22 protein-coding genes and 4 tRNA genes are annotated in these 18,888 nt (G+C 73.6%); 12 read left to right on the top strand and 14 right to left on the bottom strand.

Annotation, left to right across the window (positions count from 1 at the left end; genetic code table 11):
- Positions 1-21: 21 nt before the first annotated feature.
- Positions 22-1,125 carry a phosphoribosylformylglycinamidine cyclo-ligase gene (gene purM / locus PO879_RS01975; RefSeq protein ID WP_278236273.1) on the top strand — a complete coding sequence of 368 codons (1,104 nt, stop codon included), beginning with the start codon at positions 22-24 and terminating at the stop codon, positions 1,123-1,125.
- A gap of 96 nt (positions 1,126-1,221) precedes the next feature.
- Here the strand turns inward: purM and PO879_RS01980 are convergent, their stop codons facing one another.
- Positions 1,222-1,419, bottom strand: coding sequence for a DUF3073 domain-containing protein (locus PO879_RS01980; protein WP_278236274.1), 198 nt, complete (start codon positions 1,417-1,419; stop codon positions 1,222-1,224).
- A 371-nt stretch (positions 1,420-1,790) separates the two neighbouring features.
- On the opposite strand from PO879_RS01980, the gene PO879_RS01985 reads away from it, so the two are divergent.
- Positions 1,791-2,045 carry a BldC family transcriptional regulator gene (locus tag PO879_RS01985; protein ID WP_278236275.1) on the top strand — a complete coding sequence of 85 codons (255 nt, stop codon included), beginning with the start codon at positions 1,791-1,793 and terminating at the stop codon, positions 2,043-2,045.
- 85 nt (positions 2,046-2,130) lie between these two features.
- Here the strand turns inward: PO879_RS01985 and PO879_RS01990 are convergent, their stop codons facing one another.
- From PO879_RS01990 to PO879_RS02015, 6 genes are all read right to left on the bottom strand, one after another.
- Positions 2,131-2,460 (bottom strand): DUF3618 domain-containing protein, encoded by a 330-nt coding sequence (locus PO879_RS01990; RefSeq protein ID WP_278236276.1) that lies wholly within the window; start codon positions 2,458-2,460, stop codon positions 2,131-2,133.
- Entirely contained in the window at positions 2,457-2,873 is a 417-nt protein-coding gene (locus PO879_RS01995; RefSeq protein ID WP_278236277.1) for a phage holin family protein, read from the bottom strand. The genes PO879_RS01990 and PO879_RS01995 overlap by 4 nt, the downstream gene beginning before the upstream one ends.
- Before the next feature lie 198 nt (positions 2,874-3,071).
- Entirely contained in the window at positions 3,072-3,653 is a 582-nt protein-coding gene (locus PO879_RS02000) for a carbonic anhydrase (RefSeq protein ID WP_278236278.1), read from the bottom strand.
- 136 nt (positions 3,654-3,789) lie between these two features.
- Positions 3,790-3,862: transfer RNA gene (locus PO879_RS02005), tRNA-Phe, on the bottom strand.
- Positions 3,863-3,911: 49 nt separating this feature from the next.
- A tRNA-Asp gene (locus tag PO879_RS02010) sits at positions 3,912-3,985 on the bottom strand.
- 179 nt (positions 3,986-4,164) lie between these two features.
- Positions 4,165-4,237, bottom strand: a tRNA-Glu gene (locus PO879_RS02015).
- Between the two features lie 75 nt (positions 4,238-4,312).
- Between PO879_RS02015 and PO879_RS02020 the strand changes: the two genes are divergently transcribed.
- The gene (locus tag PO879_RS02020; protein ID WP_278237429.1) at positions 4,313-4,657 is read left to right on the top strand and encodes a metallopeptidase family protein; all 345 of its coding nucleotides are present in this window, start codon (positions 4,313-4,315) and stop codon (positions 4,655-4,657) included.
- Positions 4,658-4,668: 11 nt separating this feature from the next.
- Here the strand turns inward: PO879_RS02020 and PO879_RS02025 are convergent, their stop codons facing one another.
- Positions 4,669-5,712 (bottom strand): M15 family metallopeptidase, encoded by a 1,044-nt coding sequence (locus tag PO879_RS02025; RefSeq protein ID WP_278236279.1) that lies wholly within the window; start codon positions 5,710-5,712, stop codon positions 4,669-4,671.
- 255 nt (positions 5,713-5,967) lie between these two features.
- Between PO879_RS02025 and PO879_RS02030 the strand changes: the two genes are divergently transcribed.
- Positions 5,968-6,567: an antibiotic biosynthesis monooxygenase gene (locus tag PO879_RS02030; RefSeq protein WP_278236280.1), complete on the top strand. Its 600-nt coding sequence runs from the start codon at positions 5,968-5,970 to the stop codon at positions 6,565-6,567.
- 98 nt (positions 6,568-6,665) lie between these two features.
- Positions 6,666-8,360 carry a mechanosensitive ion channel domain-containing protein gene (locus PO879_RS02035; RefSeq protein WP_278236281.1) on the top strand — a complete coding sequence of 565 codons (1,695 nt, stop codon included), beginning with the start codon at positions 6,666-6,668 and terminating at the stop codon, positions 8,358-8,360.
- On the opposite strand, the gene PO879_RS02040 is transcribed toward PO879_RS02035, so the two are convergent.
- Positions 8,357-9,154, bottom strand: coding sequence for a glycerophosphodiester phosphodiesterase family protein (locus PO879_RS02040; RefSeq protein ID WP_278236282.1), 798 nt, complete (start codon positions 9,152-9,154; stop codon positions 8,357-8,359). The genes PO879_RS02035 and PO879_RS02040 overlap by 4 nt on opposite strands.
- A gap of 179 nt (positions 9,155-9,333) precedes the next feature.
- Here PO879_RS02040 and PO879_RS02045 point away from each other — a divergent pair, with 179 nt between their 5' ends.
- On the top strand, positions 9,334-9,747 hold the full coding sequence (locus PO879_RS02045) for a hypothetical protein (RefSeq protein ID WP_278236283.1): 414 nt from the start codon (positions 9,334-9,336) through the stop codon (positions 9,745-9,747).
- A 94-nt stretch (positions 9,748-9,841) separates the two neighbouring features.
- On the opposite strand, the gene PO879_RS02050 is transcribed toward PO879_RS02045, so the two are convergent.
- Positions 9,842-9,914, bottom strand: a tRNA-Lys gene (locus tag PO879_RS02050).
- Positions 9,915-10,160: 246 nt separating this feature from the next.
- Here PO879_RS02050 and PO879_RS02055 point away from each other — a divergent pair.
- The gene (locus tag PO879_RS02055) at positions 10,161-10,445 is read left to right on the top strand and encodes a Fe-S cluster assembly protein HesB (protein ID WP_278236284.1); all 285 of its coding nucleotides are present in this window, start codon (positions 10,161-10,163) and stop codon (positions 10,443-10,445) included.
- Positions 10,446-10,584: 139 nt separating this feature from the next.
- On the top strand, positions 10,585-11,406 hold the full coding sequence (locus tag PO879_RS02060; RefSeq protein WP_278236285.1) for a DUF1206 domain-containing protein: 822 nt from the start codon (positions 10,585-10,587) through the stop codon (positions 11,404-11,406).
- Between the two features lie 9 nt (positions 11,407-11,415).
- Here PO879_RS02060 and PO879_RS02065 read toward each other — a convergent pair whose 3' ends face one another.
- Entirely contained in the window at positions 11,416-12,168 is a 753-nt protein-coding gene (locus PO879_RS02065; protein ID WP_278236286.1) for a M50 family metallopeptidase, read from the bottom strand.
- A gap of 168 nt (positions 12,169-12,336) precedes the next feature.
- Here PO879_RS02065 and PO879_RS02070 point away from each other — a divergent pair, with 168 nt between their 5' ends.
- From PO879_RS02070 to PO879_RS02080, 3 genes are read left to right on the top strand one after another with little or no spacing between them, the layout of a single operon-like run.
- Complete coding sequence (locus PO879_RS02070) at positions 12,337-13,785, top strand: DEAD/DEAH box helicase (protein WP_278237430.1); 1,449 nt, start codon at positions 12,337-12,339, stop codon at positions 13,783-13,785.
- Between the two features lie 39 nt (positions 13,786-13,824).
- Positions 13,825-14,229, top strand: coding sequence for a peptide-methionine (R)-S-oxide reductase MsrB (gene msrB / locus PO879_RS02075; protein ID WP_278236287.1), 405 nt, complete (start codon positions 13,825-13,827; stop codon positions 14,227-14,229).
- Between the two features lie 31 nt (positions 14,230-14,260).
- Positions 14,261-15,019, top strand: coding sequence for a tyrosine-protein phosphatase (locus PO879_RS02080; protein WP_278236288.1), 759 nt, complete (start codon positions 14,261-14,263; stop codon positions 15,017-15,019).
- On the opposite strand, the gene PO879_RS02085 is transcribed toward PO879_RS02080, so the two are convergent.
- Positions 14,952-15,494 (bottom strand): MarR family winged helix-turn-helix transcriptional regulator, encoded by a 543-nt coding sequence (locus tag PO879_RS02085; protein WP_278236289.1) that lies wholly within the window; start codon positions 15,492-15,494, stop codon positions 14,952-14,954. The genes PO879_RS02080 and PO879_RS02085 overlap by 68 nt on opposite strands.
- Positions 15,495-15,589: 95 nt before the next feature.
- On the opposite strand from PO879_RS02085, the gene PO879_RS02090 reads away from it, so the two are divergent.
- Positions 15,590-16,615: an aldo/keto reductase gene (locus tag PO879_RS02090; RefSeq protein ID WP_278236290.1), complete on the top strand. Its 1,026-nt coding sequence runs from the start codon at positions 15,590-15,592 to the stop codon at positions 16,613-16,615.
- Positions 16,616-16,640: 25 nt separating this feature from the next.
- Here the strand turns inward: PO879_RS02090 and PO879_RS02095 are convergent, their stop codons facing one another.
- Both PO879_RS02095 and PO879_RS02100 read right to left on the bottom strand, forming a co-directional pair.
- A complete protein-coding gene (locus PO879_RS02095) occupies positions 16,641-18,299 on the bottom strand; it encodes an MDR family MFS transporter (protein ID WP_278236291.1) in 1,659 nt (552 codons plus the stop codon).
- The gene (locus PO879_RS02100) at positions 18,296-18,799 is read right to left on the bottom strand and encodes a MarR family transcriptional regulator (RefSeq protein ID WP_278236292.1); all 504 of its coding nucleotides are present in this window, start codon (positions 18,797-18,799) and stop codon (positions 18,296-18,298) included. The genes PO879_RS02095 and PO879_RS02100 overlap by 4 nt, the downstream gene beginning before the upstream one ends.
- Positions 18,800-18,888: the final 89 nt, after the last annotated feature.

An 18,888-nucleotide genomic window follows, 5' to 3' on the forward strand; every position in this document is an offset into this window, starting at 1 on the left:
CCGACCAGGAGCTCCCACCCCGTGACCGAACGTCTCACCTATGCCGCCGCCGGCGTCGACACCGACGCCGGGGACCGCGCCGTCGAGCTGATGAAGGACGCGGTGCGCCGCACGCAGGGGCCCGAGGTCCTCGGTGGCGTCGGCGGGTTCGCCGGCCTCTACGACGCCTCGGCGCTGACGCGGTACCGTGCGCCGCTGCTGGCCACCTCGACCGACGGCGTCGGCACGAAGGTCGCGATCGCCCAGGCGATGGACGTCCACGACACCATCGGCTTCGACCTGGTGGGCATGGTCGTCGACGACATCGTCGTCGTCGGTGCCGAGCCGCTGTTCATGACCGACTACATCGCCACGGGCAAGGTCGTCCCGGAGCGGGTGGCGGACATCGTGCGGGGGATCGCCCAGGCCTGCGAGGTCGCGGGGACGGCGCTCGTCGGCGGCGAGACGGCGGAGCACCCGGGTCTGCTGGCCCCCGACGAGTACGACGTCGCGGGCGCGGCCACGGGTGTCGTCGAGGCCGACGGCGTGCTCGGGCCCGAGCGGGTGCGGGCCGGCGACGTGCTGATCGGCATGGCGGCCAGCGGTATCCACTCCAACGGCTACTCGCTGGTGCGCGCGGTGATCAAGCACGCCGGCTGGTCGCTGGACCGGCACGTCGAGGAGTTCGGCCGGACGCTGGGGGAGGAGCTGCTCGAGCCGACGCGCGTCTACGCCGCCGACTGCCTGGCGCTCGCCCGCGAGGAGTCCGCGCAGGTGCACGCCTTCACGCACGTCACCGGCGGCGGGCTGGCGGCGAACCTGGCCCGCGTGCTGCCGGCCGGGACGGTCGCGACCGTCGACCGCGCGAGCTGGGAGGTGCCGGCGGTCTTCCGCACGGTGCGCGACCTCGGCGACGTCCCGCGCGGCGACCTGGAGAACACGCTCAACCTGGGTGTCGGCATGGTCGCGATCGTGGGGGCCGAGGGCGCCGACGCGGCGCTCGCGACGCTGCGGGACCGCGGCGTGCCGGCCTGGACGCTGGGCACGGTCGCCGACCTGACGCCCTCGGACGCCGACGAGGAGCTCGTCGCGGGCACGAAGGGCGTGCAGGCGGGCGCCGTCCGGCTCGTGGGCGACTACCGCTGAGGGCGCGCCGCCGGCCGAGTGCAGACGAGGGGCCGGACGGTGGTCACCGTCCGGCCCCTCGGGGGTCCTGCAGCGTACTGCGGGCGCCGTGGAGCCTCAGTAGCGCCGGTCGTCCCAGTCCGCGTCGTTGTCGTACGCGGAGTCCGCGGCACTTGCCCAGCGGTCCTCGGTGACGACGTCGGTCTGGGACTCCTTCAGCTCTTGCTCCAGAGCGTGATAGTTCGTCTCAGGGCTGTAGTACTTCAGCGCGCGAGCGACCTTGGTCTGCTTAGCCTTCTGACGGCCGCGGCCCATGGCTCCGACCCCCTCAACGTAGGAGCGGGGCGGCGACGTCCCAGACGCGCGGCCCCGAGAGAAGATTTCGTCTGTTCAGGTTCCAACGGTACATGGTGCTGACGCATTCCCTCCACTCGGTGCGACATTCCGGTGTTGTCGTGTCCTGGGACGACGTGTCACGACCCGTGACGGTGACGTAAGTCACGCGGTCGGCACCCGCGGGGGCGTTCGGTGCGTGCCCGACGTCGGGGACAGCCCGGACCAGCGGTGCGAGGCGGCCGGGACGGTTCAAGTCGCCTCAATCCCACTTTCTGCCCACAATGGCAAGAGACGGCCGTCGAGCTGTCCGGGCGCCGTCCGGACCGGTCGCATGCCAGGAGGTGCAGGGGATGTCGTTCCACGGTGACTCCGAGGTCCTGTTGACGCCCGCCGAGGTAGCGAGCCTCTTCCGCGTCGACCCGAAGACCGTGACGCGGTGGGCCAAGGCGGGCAAGCTCTCGTCGATCCGGACCTTGGGCGGGCACCGCCGCTACAAGGAGTCCGAGGTCCGTGCGCTGCTCGGCGCCGCGTCGGACGCGGCGGAGGCCGAGGCCGCGGCGAACGCGGGCGGGACGCCCGACAGCGCGGCGGACCACAGCAAGTAGCCGGTTCCCGGTCGTCCGGCCGCCCGACGAGGGGCCCGGACGACCGGCCCGACGCGCGCCCGGGCGCACCGGGCCGGCGGCCCGTTCAGCGTCGAGCGACCGCCTTGACCACGAGGGCGGCGAGCGCGGCCGCCCCGACGGCGGCGGCGCCCAGGAGGATCTTGACGTTGCGTGACCGCGGCGCGTCCTCGGGCAGGCCGGCCCCGGTGAACAGCCCCTTGGCGTCGTCGGCGGCCTGGCGGGTGCCGCGGGCCAGCTGGGAAGCCTGGTAGGCGGGCGAGAGCCGCGTGGTGAGCTGGTCGAGCGCGTCACCGAGCTCGCGACGGGCCTCCTGGACCTCGGACTCGAGCTCCTTGCGGGTCGGGGCGGGTGCCCCGTTCGGCAGGGCCGGGTCGGTGGTGGACTGCTGGCTCACCGCTTCATCCCCTCCTTGACGGTGGTGACGTCCTCCTTGACCCGGTCGATCGTCTCGGGCCGGCGGCTCGCCTGCTTGAGCTGGGCGACGGCGATCCCCGCGAACGCCCCGGCGAGCAACATCAGGGCCAGGCCGACCACGAGCGCGGAGAGCCACAGCGGCCAGACGAGGTCGAGGCTGATGATGGCGGTCGCGACGAAGACGCCGAGCGCGTAGAGCACGACGACCAGGGCGCCGACGATCAGGCCGACGCCGATGCCCGAACGCTTCGCCTTCTCGGCCGCCTCCGCCTTCGCCAGCGCGATCTCGGCGCGCACCAGCCGTGTGGCCTGCTCCGAGATCTGTTCCACGAGCCGGCCCACGCTGGGGGGCCGCTCGGCGGGCGGTGCCTGCCCGTCGTCCCAGTCCGTCATCGACAGTTCCCCTCCTCGACGCGTTCGTGGGTACCACTCAACCGGTCCTGACCGGTCCAGGCAATTCCTGCGCCCCGGCGCGTCGCCCGGCGTGACCTCGTCGGGGACACGACAGGACCCCCGGGACCCGAGGTCCGAGGGGTCGCGGGCGAGGTGTCTCCGACCGGCGTCGGGCCGGTGACCTCTCGACCGTCGGCCTCAGTCGGTGGCGCGCCCGGCGTCGGTGGCGGCGTCGACCTCGATCAGTCGGCCGGTGCGGACGTCGTAGAGGAACCCGTGGACGGGGATGCGGCCCGGCACGAGCGGGCTGTGTCTGATGCGCACGACGTCGTCGACGACGGCCTGGGTCCGGTCGGAGATCGTGAGCCAGTCCACGTCTGCGCCGGCGCTCGAGCCGGGACCCTCCCCGACGTCGCGGAAGCCGTCGGGCCCGAGCTCGGCGGTCTCGAGGCTCTGCGCCAGCAGCCCGCTCATGACCTCGTCGGTGAAGAACTCCATGCCGCAGTCGGTGTGATGGATCACGAAGAACTCGCGCGTGCCGAGGAGCTTGTACGAGATCACCAGGGAGCGGATGGCGTCGTCGGACGCCCGTCCGCCGGCGTTGCGGATGACGTGCGCGTCGCCCTCGGCGAGGCCCGCGTACTTCGCCGGGTCGAGCCGGGCGTCCATACAGGTGAGGATCGTGAAGCCGCGTGCGGGCGGCAGCGCCAGCTCCGACCGGGCGCCGAACTCGGCGGCGTAGGCCCGGTTCGCGTCGAGGATCTCGTCGAGCACAGACATGTCGTCCTCCGGTGCGGCGCCGGGTCGGGAGCGGGACGGCGCTCGCTCCGCCCAGGCTACGTCGTGGCGGGGGGCCGGCACGACGACGCGACGACAAGACCCCCCGGACCTGAGGTCCGGGGGGTCTGGTGCGAGGTGGCTCCGACCGGCGTCGATCCGGTGACCTTTCGATTTTCAGTCGAACGCTCTACCAACTGAGCTACAGAGCCATGACACGAAAGCCCGGGCGCCGTGACCGACGAACCGGGCGCTCATGCGCGACCCTGACGGGACTTGAACCCGCGACCTCCGCCGTGACAGGGCGGCGCGCTAACCAACTGCGCTACAGGGCCATGATCGAGAGGATCTCCCGATCGAGGTGCTCGTTTCGAGCCGAGAAGAAGCGTACCCCATGCTGACCCGGATCCGGAAATCGGATCCTGACCAGGCGAAACGCTCCTGATGCCGGTGCCGGAAGTGGCGCAGGCCACTCCGTCAGCCGACCCGTGCCGACGCCGGGGCGCCTGCTGAGTACCCCCAACGGGATTCGAACCCGTGCTACCGCCGTGAAAGGGCGGGGTCCTAGGCCGCTAGACGATGGGGGCCGGCCGGGTCAGCATACCGGTCACGCGCCGTCGTGGCCGCATCCGCGGGTGCGGGAGGATGGGCGCGTGGTGGAGATGTCGCGCGAGGAGTTCGAGGCCGCCGTCTCGGACGGACTCGACCAGGTGCCGGAGCAGCTGACCCGGTTGATGGACAACGTCGTGGTGCTCGTCGAGGACGACGCGCCGCCCGAGGACCCCGAGCTCCTCGGGCTGTACGAGGGGGTGCCGCTCACGGAACGCGACCAGGCGTGGGCCGCCGGGTCGCTGCCCGACCGCATCACGATCTACCGGCACCCGACCCTGTCCATCTGCTCCTCCCCGGACGAGGTCGCCGAGGAGGTCGCCGTCACGGTGGTGCACGAGATCGCCCACCACTTCGGCATCGACGACGACCGGCTGCACGAGCTCGGCTGGGGCTGAGCGGGCGCCGCTCAGCCGATGGGGGCGTACTCCCAGTGCCAGGCCTCCGGCTTGCGGCCGTCGGCCCGGGCCCAGGCCGGGTTGTCCCAGCCGAACTCGGGGGCGTGCTCGCGCATCCACTCGTACTCGGGGGTGCCGAAGGACTCGACCCCGTCCCCGAGGTCGACGGCCACGCCCCACCCGTGGTTCGAGTATCCCGGCACCGCGGCCATGTAGCCCTTGCTGGCGCGGGTGGCCACCTGGGACTCGTACGAGCGGTAGGAGTCGGTGACCGACAGGTGCTTGCCGAACCGGGCGTGGTAGGCGACGTCGAGCCGTTCGAGCTGGGCCGCGGCGTCGGCCCGCAGCGTCTCGCCCTTCGCGAAGGAGAGCTTCTTCATCTTGCCGGCGGGGACCCGGCCGTTGGCGAAGTCGTCCAGGGAGTCGGCGTGGCGGGCGATCTTCTTCGCCGCCTTCTTCGCCCGGTCGGCCTGCACGTCGGCGACCTCGGCGGGCGTCGGCGGGGCGGCCTGGACCTCGATCGCCGTGGACTCGGCGTCGTCCAGCAGCTTCGTGAGCTTCGTCGTCGCCTCGGCCAGCGTCGCGCTGTCGGCGGGGACCTCCCGCCCACCGGACTCCGGCAGCGGGGCGCGCTCGGAGGCGCGCGAGGCGCCTGTCTGCCCACGGCTCTCCAGGAGCTCGGCGAGGCGTTCCGCGCGGGCCTCGATCCGGCGCTCCTGCTTGCGGGGCAGGGACGCCGTCTGCTGGGTGACGGTCTCGGCGCGCTGCAGCGCCGCGGTCGCGGTGACGGTCGCGCTGTCGGAGGACGTGACGACGGACGCGGACGGGCCGGGGGACGGTGCGGTGCTCGCGGCGCCGGTCGGCGTGGCGGTCGTCGCCGTCTCGGCGCCGGCCGTGCCGGGGACCACGGCGGTCGCGACGGCGGCGGTCAGCGCGAGCCCGGCCATGGCGCCGCCGACGGCGGTGCGGGGCGTGCCGGTGGCGCCGGAGCGACGGCGGGTCTCGCCGTGCCGGCCGGTGCGGCGCCGGGGCAGGGGGAAGCGGGGTGCGGTCACAGGGTTTTCCTCGCAAGACGATCAGGCCGCCGGGGTTTCGGGGCCGCAGACCATCGTGGACGCTCGTTGTGAGTGCGCTCTGGGCGTCAGGAGACGATCGGCCGACAATCTCGGGGGAGAAGTGCGCCGTCACCGTGAAGAGGGGACGAATGTCGCACCTCGCACCCCCTCGGGACGGGTCCGCATGCTGAACGGGGCCGTCCCTGCACGCTGTCCCCGCGTGTGTGGCGGCGCCCGAGCCCCAACACTGCTCGCATGACGCCCCCACCCGTGACCGTGTCGATCCACCGTATCGTCAGTCCCGAGAAGGTGCCCGAGGTCACGGCCTGGGTGCAGTCCGGGGTCCGGCTCGCCAACCGGTGGCCCGGCTTCCTCGGCTCCGGGTGGATCCGTGCCGCCGAGGGGTCCACGGACTGGGTGATGCTCTACCGCTTCGCCGACGCCGACCGGCTGCAGGCCTGGGAGACGTCGGACGAGCGTCGTGAGTGGCTCGCCCGGGGCGAGGGCCTCGTGACGGAGCAGGCGGTCACCCGGCGGACCGGCATCGAGGGCTGGTTCGACCCGCCGGTGCGCCAGGACGAGCCGTCCGGGCCCCCGCTGCTGCCGGCGCCGCCGCGGTGGAAGCAGTCGATCGCGATCTGGCTCGGCTTCTTCCCGGTCAACCTGGCGTTCACCGCGCTGGTGGCGTGGCTGCTGCCCGCCTTCGACGGGCTGCCGCTCGTGCTCCGGGTGCTGATCACCACGCTGATCCTCACGCCCGTCATGTCGTTCTGGGTGCTGCCCTGGGTGACCGGGCGGCTGCGCGTCTGGCTGCACCGGCCGCCCCGGAGGCGGCGGTCCGTCCCGCGCCGCTGACGCCGCTGAGCAGGTCCTGAGCCGGGCCCGAGCGGGCGCCGGCAGCCTCCGGAGCGGACCGGGCGCACGATCCGGTCCACGTCTCTAGGCTGTGACGCATGCTCTGGGACGTTGACGGCGGCGGTATCGACGAACAGACGGTGGACGACACGGTCGAGGCGACCGTCTCCCTGACCGTGACGCTGATCTGGGCCGGGGCCGCCATCGTGGTGGCCTACGTCCTGGTGACCGTGGTGTCCGCGCTCATCCGGCGCCTCGCCCGACGCCGCCCGCTCCTGCGGGACATGGCGACCCGGCTCCGCAAGCCGCTGCGCGCGCTGCTGATGACGATCGCCGTCTGGGTCGCGGTCACGCTGTCCGCGCACCAGGACCAGGCCTGGTACGGGTTCGTCCAGCACTCGCTGCTCATCGCCACCATCCTCGCCGGGTCGTGGCTCCTGGGGGCGATGGCGTTCGTGGTCGAGGACCGCACCCTCGCCCGGATCTCCGGTAGCCACGACGACCGGCACAAACGCCGGGTGGAGACCCAGATCTCCGTCATCCGGCGGTTCACGGTCGCGGTCGTCGTCGTCCTGGCGATCGCCGCCGTCCTGCTCACGTTCCCGCAGATGCGTGCGGCCGGTGCCTCCATCCTGGCCTCGGCCGGTCTGCTCTCCCTGGTCGCCGGCCTCGCCGCCCAGTCGAGCCTGGCGAACACCTTCGCCGGGATGCAGATCGCCTTCACCGACGCGATCCGCGTCGACGACGTCGTGGTCCTGGAGGGGGAGTTCGGCCGGATCGAGGAGATCACCCTGACCTACGTCGTCGTCCACGTCTGGGACGACCGGCGGATCATCCTGCCCAGCACCTACTTCACGACCACGCCGTTCGAGAACTGGACCCGCCGCGCGGCCGACCTGCTCGGCACCGTCGAGCTGGACGTCGACTTCCGCGCCCCGCTGCCGGCGATGCGTGCCGAGCTCGACCGGATCCTGCACGCGTCGTCGCTGTGGGACCGACGGCTCGGCATCCTCGAGGTCACGTCGGCCACCGAGGGGTACGTCCGGGTCCGCGCACTGGTCAGCGCGCAGGACTCGCCGACCCTGTGGGACCTGCGGTGCACGGTCCGGGAGGGACTGGTGGCCTGGCTGCAGCGGGAGGCCCCCTACGCCATCCCGCGCTCGCGGTTCGAGGAGGCCGACAGCGTGCTGCCGCCGGCCGACGCGGCGGAGCCTGACCGGGCGACTACGGACGAGCCGGAGCCCGCGCCGCGGACCGACGCCGACGCCGAGCAGTCCGGCACCGACGAGCCCGCGGCGGAGGACGAGGGCGTCATCGTCGTCGAGGGACGGTCCGCGACCTCCGGGCCGCGCCGGCCGTCGGTCCGTGACCGCGGGCTGCTGCGGCGGATCCGGCGGCACCACGGTGACAGCGGCACCGTGCCCGCCGCACCGGTCCCGGAGCAAGCCGAGCAGACCGTCGTCCTCGAGAGCGTCGACCGTCCCGGCCTGTACAGCGGCAGCGAGTCGGCCGAGGAGCGGTCACGGACGTTCAACGGTCCCGGTCAGGACGTCATCGAGGAGCGCGAGGAGAACGCGGAGCGGCGTCTGACCGGTGAGATCCCGATCGACGAGCCCGGCGCCGCGACCCCGGACGACCCGGACGCACCGCTGGACGACCGGGCCCGGGAGCGGCACGCCGGGCAGGATCCCGAGCGCCCGGAGGACGACGACCCGCACCGCCGGATGCGCCGGACCGGCCTCTCCCGGGACTCCGGGGAGGGCGGGCCCGTCGACGGCGGGGACGGGGGCTAACCGCTCCCGGCCTCCGCCGCGCGGCGGGTGGCCCGTCCGGCGAGCCATCCCCGCAGCTCACCCGGGCGGTCGGTGACGACCCCGTCGACCCCGGCCCGGAGCAGGAGGTCCCACTCCGCGGGCGCGTTCGCCGTCCACGGCATGACCCGGCGCCCCGCGGAATGGGCGCGTCGGACGAGCGCGGGGTCGGCCAGGACCGCGGCCACCGCCGGGTTGACCGTCACCACGTCGAGGTCGGCGGCGGCGTCCAGCAGGTCGGGCGGGACCTCCTCGCACAGCAGCCCGCGCGGCAGGTGCGGTGCCGCCTCGCGCAGCGCCGCGACCGTCTCCCGGCGGAAGCCCTGGACGATGCAGCGGCCGGCCAGACCGGCGGCGTCGATCGCCGCGGTCGTCGGCGCGACCTGGTCGGCCGTCCAGACGCCCTTGTACTCGCAGAGCAGGTCCATCCCCGGGCGGGCGGCGAGGAAAGCCAGCACGTCGTCCAGCCGGGGGATGCGCTGGCCGGCGAAGGCGGGCGCGAAGCGTGCCCCGGCGTCGAGCCGCTCGACGGCGTCCGCGTCGAGGTCGGCGACGGCACCGGTGCCGTCGGTCACCTGGTCCACGACGGGGTCGTGGATCACCATGGGCACGCCGTCGGCGGTGAGGCGGACGTCGAGCTCGAGCGCGGGGGCGCCGGAGCGCCAGGCCGCCTCGAACGCGGCGAACGTGTTCTGGGGGGCCACCGCCGAGCAGCCGCGGTGCGCGACGACGACGGGACGGTCGGGGTCCGGACGATCGGGCAGGAGCGTGGTCACCCGGCCCATCCTGTCGCGCGACGGACGCCACGACCAGGGACCCCTGGCGTGGCGAGCGATCGACAGCGAGGGTGAAGACCGCCGCCTGACAGGTACTCCTGGCGTCCGCCGCCTAGCCTGGCGACGGAGGCGGGCCCACTGGGGCGCTCGCTCCACATCCTCCCGAGGAGTGTGTTCGCATGGCAGCTGTCCGTCCCACTGCCCGACCGGGGAGCGTCACCGTCGTCGTCGTCCTGACCTGGATCGTCGCCTTCTTCTCCGCTCTCGCCGGCGTCATCATGCTCCTCGCCTCGGACGAGGTCCTGGCCGAGGCCGGCATCAGCGCGAGCAACGCCGCCGTCTACTCGTGGACGGAGATCGCCTTCGGCGTCATCACTGCGTTGGTCGCCATCGGACTGAGCAACGGCAACCGGTTCTCCCGCTTCCTCGTCACCGTGCTCATGGCTGTCCGTGCGGCGCTCACGCTCTGGACGGTCATCTCGTGGTGGGGCACCGCCGGCTCGTGGTCGGCGCTCGTCTCGGGGTTGTTCGCGATCCTGGTGATCTCGATGCTGTGGAACGCTCGGGCCAACGAGTTCTTCCGCTCCACCTGAGGCCCGGCCGCCGGTCGTGCGGCCCGGCCGGGGCCGGGCGACGCCGCACCGCGCCCCGTTCGCCGGAACGGCTCCGTGCGGGCGGGTCGTCGGGTGGGCCCCCAGGGGATCGAACCCTGAACCCACGGATTAAAAGTCCGTTGCTCTGCCGATTGAGCTAGAGGCCCGCCGTCGACGGTCGGTCGAGGGCACTGGTCAGCCTACTGGCGTGCTCCGGTGCGGCACGTCTCGCGGCGACGCGGTGCGACCAGCGTCACATCCGGGACCGGAGGGCAACCTATGCCGCTCCCGCGGCGCTGTCACCTGGAGTCTCACGAGGCGGGAAGATCGGGCCCGATCCTGGCGAACCGTTGCGTTCGGACCATCGTCCTGATTCGGTGGACGAGTCGCGTACCCGACGAGAGGAGCCTGACGTGCTCACCGTGACGGACAACGCCCGCACCGCCGTCGACTCGCTGGCCGAGCAGGCCGGTGTACCTGCCGAGGGTGGTCTGCGCATCGCGCAGTCCGCCGAGCAGCCCGGCAACTTCGAGCTCGCGCTCGTCCCCGCGCCTCAGCCCGAGGACCAGGTGGTCGACGAGTCCGGACAGACCAACGTCTACGTCGACGCCAGCGCGGCGACCGCGCTCGCCTCGCTGCAGCTCGACGCCGAACCTTCCACCGAGGGCCCGGGGTTCGTGCTCACTCCCCAGGGCTGACCGGCCCTCTCCCGCTCGACGGCGGGCCACCCTCACCGCGAGGGTGGCCCGCCGTCGTGCGTTCCCGTGGCGCGGACCGCACTTGTGCGTCAGGGTGAGCGGCACGCCGCGAACGTCGCGGCGGCCAGGAGGTGTCCACGTGTCGTCCACGTCCCATCGCGCCGAAGGCGCTGCGCGCCAGGCCCGCAACAGCTCGGCCGTCCGATTCCTCGCCCGTGCGGGGTTCGCCGCCTCGGGCCTGGTGCACCTGATCCTCGGCTGGCTGGCCGTGCAGCTGGCGCTGGGGTCGTCCTCCGGGTCGGCGGACCAGTCCGGCGCGCTGCGTCAGGTCCAGCAGGCTCCGGGCGGTGACGTCGTGCTGTGGGCGGTGACGGTCGGGTTCGCGGCGCTCGCCCTGTGGCAGCTCCTCGAGGCGCTGCTCGGCGTGCCCGGCGTGTCGGACGCGAAGGAGGTCGGCGCGCGGGTCAAGGCGGCGGCCAAGGGTGTGCTCTACGGGGTGCTGGCCGTCACGGCGGCCCGCTACGCGACCGGCTCGGGCTCCGGCGGCGGGAACCAGGAGGAGAGCTACACCGCGATGGTGATGCAGGCGCCGGCCGGCGTCTGGCTGGTGGGTGCCGCGGGCCTCGTCGTGGTCGGCGTGGGTGTGTACCACGTGGTCAAGGGCGTGCGGAAAAAGTTCCTCGAGGACCTGCGCGGGACGGGTGGGGGTGCGGTCGGCGCCGCGGTCGTGCGTCTCGGCCAGATCGGCTACGTCGCCAAGGGCGTCGCTCTCGGCGTGCTCGGCGGCCTGTTCGTCGCGGCGGCCGTGACCCACGACGCCGACCAGGCCGGCGGGCTCGACGAGGCGCTGCAGACGATCCGCCAGCAGCCCTTCGGCACGGGCCTGCTCATCGTCATCGGGATCGGCATCGCGGCCTACGGCGTCTACTCCTTCGCCCGGGCGCGCTACGCGAAGCTGTGAGCGGACGGGTCAGGACGGCGTGACCGGGCCGACGATCCACGACCCGCCGAGCACCAGCGCGCCGACGGTGACGGCGCCGAAGACGAGGACCCACACGATCCCGGGCACGCCGGTGAGTCGGCCGAGCTGATCCGCGTCCGACGTCCGGGCCCGGCCCCGGGCCCGCTGCGACTGCAGCTCGACGACCGGCCGCACCGCGCCCAGCAGCAGGAACCACGTCACGGCGTACGCGACGGCCGACTGCACGGCGGGCTCGAGCCACCAGGACACGCCGACGAGCAGCGCGCCGCTGACGAGCACCGACCACAGCCCGAACCAGTTGCGGATCTTCAGCAGCAGCAGGGCCAGCAGGAGGACGAGCAGCCACAGCAGGCCGACGGCGTACCCGGCACGCAGCAGCCACGCCGCGCCGAGTCCGACGAGGCCCGGCCCGACGTAGCCGGCGAACGCGGTGAGGATCATGCCGAGACCGCGGGGCCGTCCCGCCGTCACCGTCAGCCCCGAGGTGTCCGAGTGCAGGCGGATGCCGTCGAGCCGTCGGCCGGTGACCATCGCCACCACGGCGTGCGCGCCCTCGTGCGCGATGGTGATGACGTGGCGTGCGACGCGCCACACCGGGGACACCAGCACGACGGCGAGCGCGGCCAGTCCCGCGGCGATCACCACCGTGCGGTCGGGGGGCGCCACGGCGGTCGTGGCGGCGGTCCAGATCTGTGCGAGCACGTCGCCGGCGGTCGTGAGGAAGTCGTCCACGGCCGCCATTCCACCACGCCCGGTGGTCCGACCGACCGGGCCGCCGCGGGGAGGCGTGCGACAATGTCTGCCGAGGGCGCCAGCGACCACCGCGCGCCCCGCGTCGTGGAGATCCCCCCGGATTGCGTGCGGCGGACCCCGACCGTGGACGTCGTCGACGTCCGGAGAGGCTTCTCGTTGACTTCATTCGCCGACTTCGGCCTGCCCACGCCTGTGGTGCAGCACCTGACCGACGCGGGCATCACCAGCCCGTTCCCCATCCAGGCGGCCTCGCTGCCGGACACCCTCGCCGGGGCGGACGTCCTCGGCCGCGGGCGGACCGGCTCGGGCAAGACCCTGGCGTTCTCGCTGCCGGTCGTGACCCGGCTCGCGCACCGCGCCGCGGCCGAGCGTGCCGCAGGTCGGCCCCGCCGCGTGGCGAACCGCCCCACGGCGCTCGTGCTGTGCCCCACCCGCGAGCTCGCGAACCAGATCGACGCCACGATGAAGCCGCTGGCCGAGGCGCTCGGGCTGCGCACGACCACGATCTTCGGCGGCGTGGCCCAGTCCCGCCAGGTCACCGCGCTGGGCCAGGGCGTCGACGTCGTCATCGCCTGCCCGGGCCGTCTCGAGGACCTGCTGAACCAGAAGGCGCTGACGCTGGACGACGTCGCGATCACCGTGCTGGACGAGGCCGACCACATGGCCGACCTCGGGTTCCTGCCCGGGGTGAAGCGGATCATGGACCGCACCCCGCGCTCGGGCCAGCGCCTGCTCTTCTCCGCCACGCTGGACAACGGCGTGGACGTGCTGGTCAAGCGCTACCTGAAGAACCCGGTCACGCACTCGGTCGACGAGGCCGCGGCCCCGCCGCCGAAGATGACGCACCACATCCTCGCCGTGGCCGACAAGGAGTCCAAGAAGCAGGTCGTGCACCAGCTCGCCGGCGGCACGGGCCGCCGGGTGCTTTTCACGCGCACCAAGCACCAGGCGAAGAAGCTCGCGCGCCAGCTGACGGCCGCGGGCGTCCCCGCGGTGGACCTGCACGGCAACCTGGGCCAGGGGGCGCGGGAGCGGAACCTCGCGGCGTTCTCCACCGGGGACGTCAAGGTGATGGTCGCCACGGACATCGCGGCTCGCGGGATCCACGTCGACGAGATCGAGCTCGTCGTGCACGTCGACCCCCCGGCCGAGCACAAGGCGTACCTGCACCGGTCCGGCCGTACGGCGCGCGCCGGGTCGGGCGGCGACGTCGTCACGCTCATGCTCCCCGAGGAGCGCGGGGACGTGCGCGACCTGACCCGCAAGGCGCGGATCACGGCGCGGCCCCAGCCGGCCGAGCCCGGGGACGCCACGCTGACGGCGCTCGTGGGCGAGGTCGCCCCGTACGTCGCCCCGCCGGCTCCGCAGCAGCAGGGGTCCTCCCCGAGGTCGGGGCAGCGGGGCGCCGGGTCGCAGCAACCGACGGGCGGCGCGGGCTCCGCACGCTCGGGCGGGGGACGTCGCCGCCGCCGCGGACGGGGCGGTCAGGGCGCGAGCCAGGGCGGAGGCCAGGGCGGCGGCGCGTCGCAGCGCCAGGGCGGCCAGCAGAACCGGCGGCAGCGGGGCGCCCAGGGTGCGGAGCGACAGGGCCAGCGGCGGCGCTGAGCCGGGAACACGCTCCGGACCTCGGGTGTTGGTGCGGACATGACCTACGACGTGACCAAGAACGACGACCAGTGGCGTGCCGAGCTGTCACCGCAGGAGTTCTCGGTGCTGCGACAGGCCGGGACCGAGCGGCCGTGGACCGGTGAGCTGCTGGACGAGCAGCGCGAGGGCGTCTACCGGTGCCGAGGGTGCGCGGGCGAGCTCTTCCGCAGCGAGCACAAGTTCGACTCCCACTGCGGGTGGCCGTCCTTCTACACCCCGCTGGCCGGCGACCGGGTCGAGCTCATCGAGGACCGTTCGCTCGGCATGGTGCGCATCGAGGTGCGCTGCTCCCGGTGCGGCTCGCACCTGGGCCACGTGTTCGACGACGCGCCCCAGACGCCGACCGGGGACCGGTACTGCATGAACTCGGTCAGCCTGACCTTCGAGCCCGCCGAGGGCTGAGGCCCCCGGCGCGGGCCGCTACCGTCGAGCCATGAGCATCGAGACCGGGACGGTCCCGGACCGCCTCGTGAACCTGCGCGACGTCGCGACGTCGTCCGACGCCGTGCGTCCCGGCGTGCTGCTGCGTGCCGACGCCCCGCGCGCCGGTGACGTGCCGCCGTCGGACGTGGTCTGGCCGCCGCGCACCGTCCTCGACCTGCGCGACCCCGGCGAGCAGCGCGAACCGCACCCGCTGGCGGACGTCGCCGGCGTGCTCTCCCTGCCGGTGCTCGACGGTGCGACGCGCGTCGCGCCCGCCGAGCACCGCGGTCCGTTCGACCTCGGACGCCTCTACCTGGAGATGCTCGACGGCGCGGGCGGCCGGCACCTGGCGGCCGGCGTGGCCGCGCTCGCCACGAGCGACGCGCCGGTGCTGGTCCACTGCACCGCCGGCAAGGACCGCACCGGGGTCTTCGTCGCCGCGGTGCTCGCCCTGCTCGGGGTGGAGCGGTCCGCGATCGTTGCCGACTACGTGCGCACCGGGCCCAACATGCCGCGGGTCCTCGCCCGCGCCCGGCACACCTCCCGGGCGCCGGACCGGCGGAGCCACGTCGTCGCCGCGCTCCCGCCGGAGCTCCTCACGGCTCCTGCGCACGCGATCTCGACGGTCCTCGACGCCCTGGCGGCGCGGGACGGCGGTCCTGCCGGCTGGTTCGCCGCCCAGGGAGGGGTGGCGTCGACGGTCAGCTCGCTGCGGGCGAGGATGCTGCGCCCGTCGGCACCGGCTCCTGGCGCGACTCCAGCCAGCTGACGACGTCGGCCGAGTAGCGGCGCAGCAGCAGGGCGAGCTGGGAGATGTCGTCCTTCTCCCAGTCCGTCAGCGCCGCCTCGAGCATGACGACCCGTGAGTCGCGGGCGTGCTCGAACCGGGCGGCCCCGTCGTCCGTGAGGGTGATGCACTGCCCGCGCGTGTCCTCCGGGTCGGTCTCGCGGTGCACGAGGCCGAGCTCGACCATCCGGCTGAGCTGGCGCGAGACGGTCGCGCGCCCCACGCCGAAGTGCGCCGCGAGGTCGGACCCGCGGCTGTTCGGGTACTGGGCGATGTGCGCCAGCAGAGGGTACGCCGAGGCGTCGAGCTCGGGGTGGATGATCCGGGCCATCTGGGCGGCCGTGGACTGCGCACGCCGGATCAGCACCCGGAGCTCGCGTTCCAGGGCTCCGAACGGGTCCGTCTCCGGGTCCGGCGGGGTCATGGGCGTGGCGCTGTCCTGCATGTGCCCCATCATGGCGCTCCCTCGACGAATCCGGGAGGTTCCGAAGGTCACGATTTGAACTACGGACCCCCAGGAGCGGGTGAAGTTCTGGCCGTAGGGTGGCAGCGATGAGTCTCCGTGCCGCGCACCGTGTCCCCGCACCCGTCGACGTCCCGGCACCGGGCGGTCCCGGATGGATGCGTCCGCTGCCCGGCACGGACCTGAGCGTCAGCGCGGTCTGCGCGGGCGGTTCGCCGCTGGGGTCGATGCCCGCGGTCTTCGGCTACGACGTCGCCGCGGACCAGGCGGCGGACACCGTGCGCGCCGTGCTGGACTCCCCGATCCGCATGCTCGACACCGCGAACGGCTACTCCGACGGCGAGAGCGAACGCCGGATGGGTGCCGGCCTCGCCGCCTACCGCGCCGACCACGGCGCCCTGCCCCCCGGACTCGTGGTGGCCACGAAGGTGGACCCCCGCGACGGGGACTACTCCGGGGACCGGGTGCGTCGCTCGGTCGAGGAGTCCCGCGAGCGGCTCGGGCTCGACCACCTGCCGCTGGTGCACCTGCACGACCCGGAGAACTTCGCCTTCGAGGACCTGACAGCGCCCGGCGGCGCGGTCGACACGCTGGTCGAGCTGCGCGAGGCGGGCGAGATCGGGGCCGTCGGGCTCGCCGGCGGCCCCGTGCCGGTGATGCGGCGCTACCTGGACCTCGGGGTGTTCGACGTCCTGCTCGTGCACAACCGTTGGACCCTGGTGGACCGGTCGGCCGGCCGTCTCGTGGCCGCGGCCGCCGAGCGCGGGACGGGCGTGATCGACGCCGCGGTCTACGGCGGCGGGATCCTGGCTCAGCAGACGCCGTCGGAGCGCCGCAGCGCGACCCGCTACGGGTACCGTCCCGCACCGCCGGAGACCCTGGCCGCCGTCGACGCGCTGCGCGCGCTGTGTGCCCGCCACGGCACGACGCTGCCGGTCGCGGCGCTGCAGTTCTCGCTGCGCGACCCCCGGATCGCCGCCACCGTCGTGGGCGTCTCGCGGCCCGAGCGTGTCGCCGCGACGCTCGCGGCCTGCGGGACGCCGCTGCCGGCCGACTTCTGGGAGGAGGCCGAGGAGCTCCTGCCCGGGCCGGACGCCTGGCTCGACGGCGCCTGAGCGCCGCCGCGCCGTCCGTGGCCCGTCAGTCGCGGGCGGCCACCGGCGTGGTCGCCGCAGTGGTCGACGGCGCGGCGACCGTGTCGGTGCCGTCGGTGCCGCTCCCCGTGGCCGGCTCGTCGGCATCCTGCTGGGCCGCGAGGTCGCGCGTCTGCTCGATGCCGGACCGCTCGCCGAGCGGGATCTCGACGATGAAGCAGATGGCCACCAGGGCGACGACGGCCAGGGGGACCGCGACGAGGAAGATCCCGGTGATCCCCTCGGTGTAGGCGGAGGCGACGACGTCGGCCACCGGTCCCGGCAGCGCGGACATGTCGGGCACCGCGCCGGTGGACCCGCCGATCGCCGAGGTGGGGACGCCGAGCTCGGCCAGCCCCCGGGCCAGCTCGTCCCGGACGTCGCTCGCCAGCACGGCACCGAGCGCCGAGACCCCGATCGCGCCCCCGAGGGACCGGAAGAACGCCACCGTGGCGGTCCCGGCACCCATGTCCCGCAGGTCCAGCGTGTTCTGCGTGGCGAGCACGAGGTTCTGCATGAGGGCACCGACCGACAGGCCGAGGCCGAACAGGAAGACCGAGAGCACGACGAGGCTGGTGCCGGTCCCGATCGTGGACATCCCGAACAGCGAAGCGGTCAGGACGACGGCGCCGCCGATCATGATCGCCTTGTACCGGCCGGTGCGCGAGATGATCCGGCCGAGCACGATGCCGCCGAGCATGGTGCCGACGACCATGGGGATGGTCTGCAGGCCGGACTGGGTGGGCGTCATGCCGCGAGCGAGCTGCAGGTACTGGGCGAGGAACACCGCGGTGCCGAACATCGCGACGCCCACGGCCGCCGACGCGACGATCGAGAGCACGAACGTGCGGTTGCGGAACAGGTGCAGCGGGATGATCGGTTCCGGCGCGCGACGCTCGGCGAGGACGGCGCCGAGCAGGGCGACGGCGGCGGCGCCGACCATCGCGGCGGTCTGCCAGGACGCCCAGGCGAACTGGTCGCCGGCGAAGGTGACCCACAGCAGCAGCAGCGCGACGCCGACGGCGATGAGGCCGGCCCCGACGTAGTCGATGCGGACCGCCCGCGGGGGGCGAGCCGGCAGGTGCAGGGTCTTCTGGAGCACGACCAGCGCGACGACGGCGAACGGGACGCCGACGAAGAACGTGTAGCGCCAGCCGACGGAGTCGGTGATGAGGCCGCCGAGCAGCGGGCCGCCGATCTGGGCCACGGCCATCACGCCGCCCATCAGGCCCATGTACTTGCCGCGTTCGCGGGGGCTGATGATGTCCGACATCAGGACGGTCGCCAGCGACATCAGACCGCCGGCGCCGATGCCCTGCAGGGCGCGCGAGGTGATGAGCATCTCCATGTTCTGCGCGAACCCGGCCGAGGCGGCGGACACGACCGTGATCACCAGGGCGATCTGGATGAGGGTCTTGCGGTTCGTCAGGTCGGCGAGCTTGCCCCACAGCGGGGTCGAGATCGTCATCGTCAGCAGCATCGCGGTGACGACCCAGGTGTAGGCGTGCTGGGAGCCGTCGAGGTCCGCGACGATGCGCGGCAGGGCCGTCGAGACGATGGTCGTCGCGAGCAGGGAGACGAAGACCCCGAGCAGGATGCCCGAGAGGGCCTCCAGCGTCTCGCGACGGGTCATGGCCGGGGTGCGGCCGGCGGTGGTGTCGGTCATCTGAGGGGTGCCTCCTGGCTGACGGAGCTGATGGCGGCCGCGACGCTGCGGATGTGGTCGACGGCGACGGAGAGGTCGTGCGGGGTCCAGTCGGTGAACGCCTCGCCGACGAACGCCTCGAACTGCTCGTCGCTGTCCTCGGCCAGCCGCCGGCCGGCCTCGGTGAGCTCGAGCGTGCGGGCCCTCCGGTCGCTCTCGTCGACCGTGCGCCGGACGTACCCGTTCTCGACGAGCGCGCCCACCTGGCGGCTGGCGACCGAGGAGTCCACGCGGAGGGCCTCGGCGACCTCGCAGAGCTGGATCGGGCCGCGGGCCCGCAGCAGGCGCACGACGCCGAGGGCGGCCCGCGGTCGGCCCAGCTCGCGGGCGATGCGGGCGGCGGCCTCGCGCTGGGCGCGGCCGAGCTGCTCGAGCGCGGTGACCAGCGCGGTGGTGGCCTCGTCGGGCACGACGACTCCTTCCGTTGCTCCGAGAAACAATAAGACAGATGCTTGCAGCATGCAAACATCCTGGTGGCGGGACCCGGACGCACGACGGCGGCCCGCCTCCCGGGGGAGACGGGCCGCCGTCGTGCGTGGACCGGTCGTGC

The organism is Isoptericola sp. AK164, from assembly GCF_029643425.1.
Lineage (GTDB): Bacteria > Actinomycetota > Actinomycetes > Actinomycetales > Cellulomonadaceae > Isoptericola > Isoptericola haloaureus.

What these genes read in the sequence shown, in the direction of transcription:
- PO879_RS02000 (WP_278236278.1), bottom strand. Translation starts at nt 3,653, where the DNA reads ATGTCTGTGCTCGACGAGATCCTCGACGCGAACCGGGCCTACGCCGCC.
- msrB (WP_278236287.1), top strand. Translation starts at nt 13,825, where the DNA reads ATGACCTACGACGTGACCAAGAACGACGACCAGTGGCGTGCCGAGCTG.
- PO879_RS01980 (WP_278236274.1), bottom strand. Translation starts at nt 1,419, where the DNA reads ATGGGCCGCGGCCGTCAGAAGGCTAAGCAGACCAAGGTCGCTCGCGCG.
- PO879_RS02085 (WP_278236289.1), bottom strand. Translation starts at nt 15,494, where the DNA reads ATGATGGGGCACATGCAGGACAGCGCCACGCCCATGACCCCGCCGGAC.
- PO879_RS02080 (WP_278236288.1), top strand. Translation starts at nt 14,261, where the DNA reads ATGAGCATCGAGACCGGGACGGTCCCGGACCGCCTCGTGAACCTGCGC.
- PO879_RS02090 (WP_278236290.1), top strand. Translation starts at nt 15,590, where the DNA reads ATGAGTCTCCGTGCCGCGCACCGTGTCCCCGCACCCGTCGACGTCCCG.
- PO879_RS01985 (WP_278236275.1), top strand. Translation starts at nt 1,791, where the DNA reads ATGTCGTTCCACGGTGACTCCGAGGTCCTGTTGACGCCCGCCGAGGTA.
- PO879_RS02095 (WP_278236291.1), bottom strand. Translation starts at nt 18,299, where the DNA reads ATGACCGACACCACCGCCGGCCGCACCCCGGCCATGACCCGTCGCGAG.
- PO879_RS02100 (WP_278236292.1), bottom strand. Translation starts at nt 18,799, where the DNA reads ATGCTGCAAGCATCTGTCTTATTGTTTCTCGGAGCAACGGAAGGAGTC.
- PO879_RS02065 (WP_278236286.1), bottom strand. Translation starts at nt 12,168, where the DNA reads ATGGCGGCCGTGGACGACTTCCTCACGACCGCCGGCGACGTGCTCGCA.
- PO879_RS02020 (WP_278237429.1), top strand. Translation starts at nt 4,313, where the DNA reads ATGTCGCGCGAGGAGTTCGAGGCCGCCGTCTCGGACGGACTCGACCAG.
- PO879_RS02045 (WP_278236283.1), top strand. Translation starts at nt 9,334, where the DNA reads ATGGCAGCTGTCCGTCCCACTGCCCGACCGGGGAGCGTCACCGTCGTC.
- PO879_RS01995 (WP_278236277.1), bottom strand. Translation starts at nt 2,873, where the DNA reads ATGACGGACTGGGACGACGGGCAGGCACCGCCCGCCGAGCGGCCCCCC.
- PO879_RS02035 (WP_278236281.1), top strand. Translation starts at nt 6,666, where the DNA reads ATGCTCTGGGACGTTGACGGCGGCGGTATCGACGAACAGACGGTGGAC.
- PO879_RS02030 (WP_278236280.1), top strand. Translation starts at nt 5,968, where the DNA reads ATGACGCCCCCACCCGTGACCGTGTCGATCCACCGTATCGTCAGTCCC.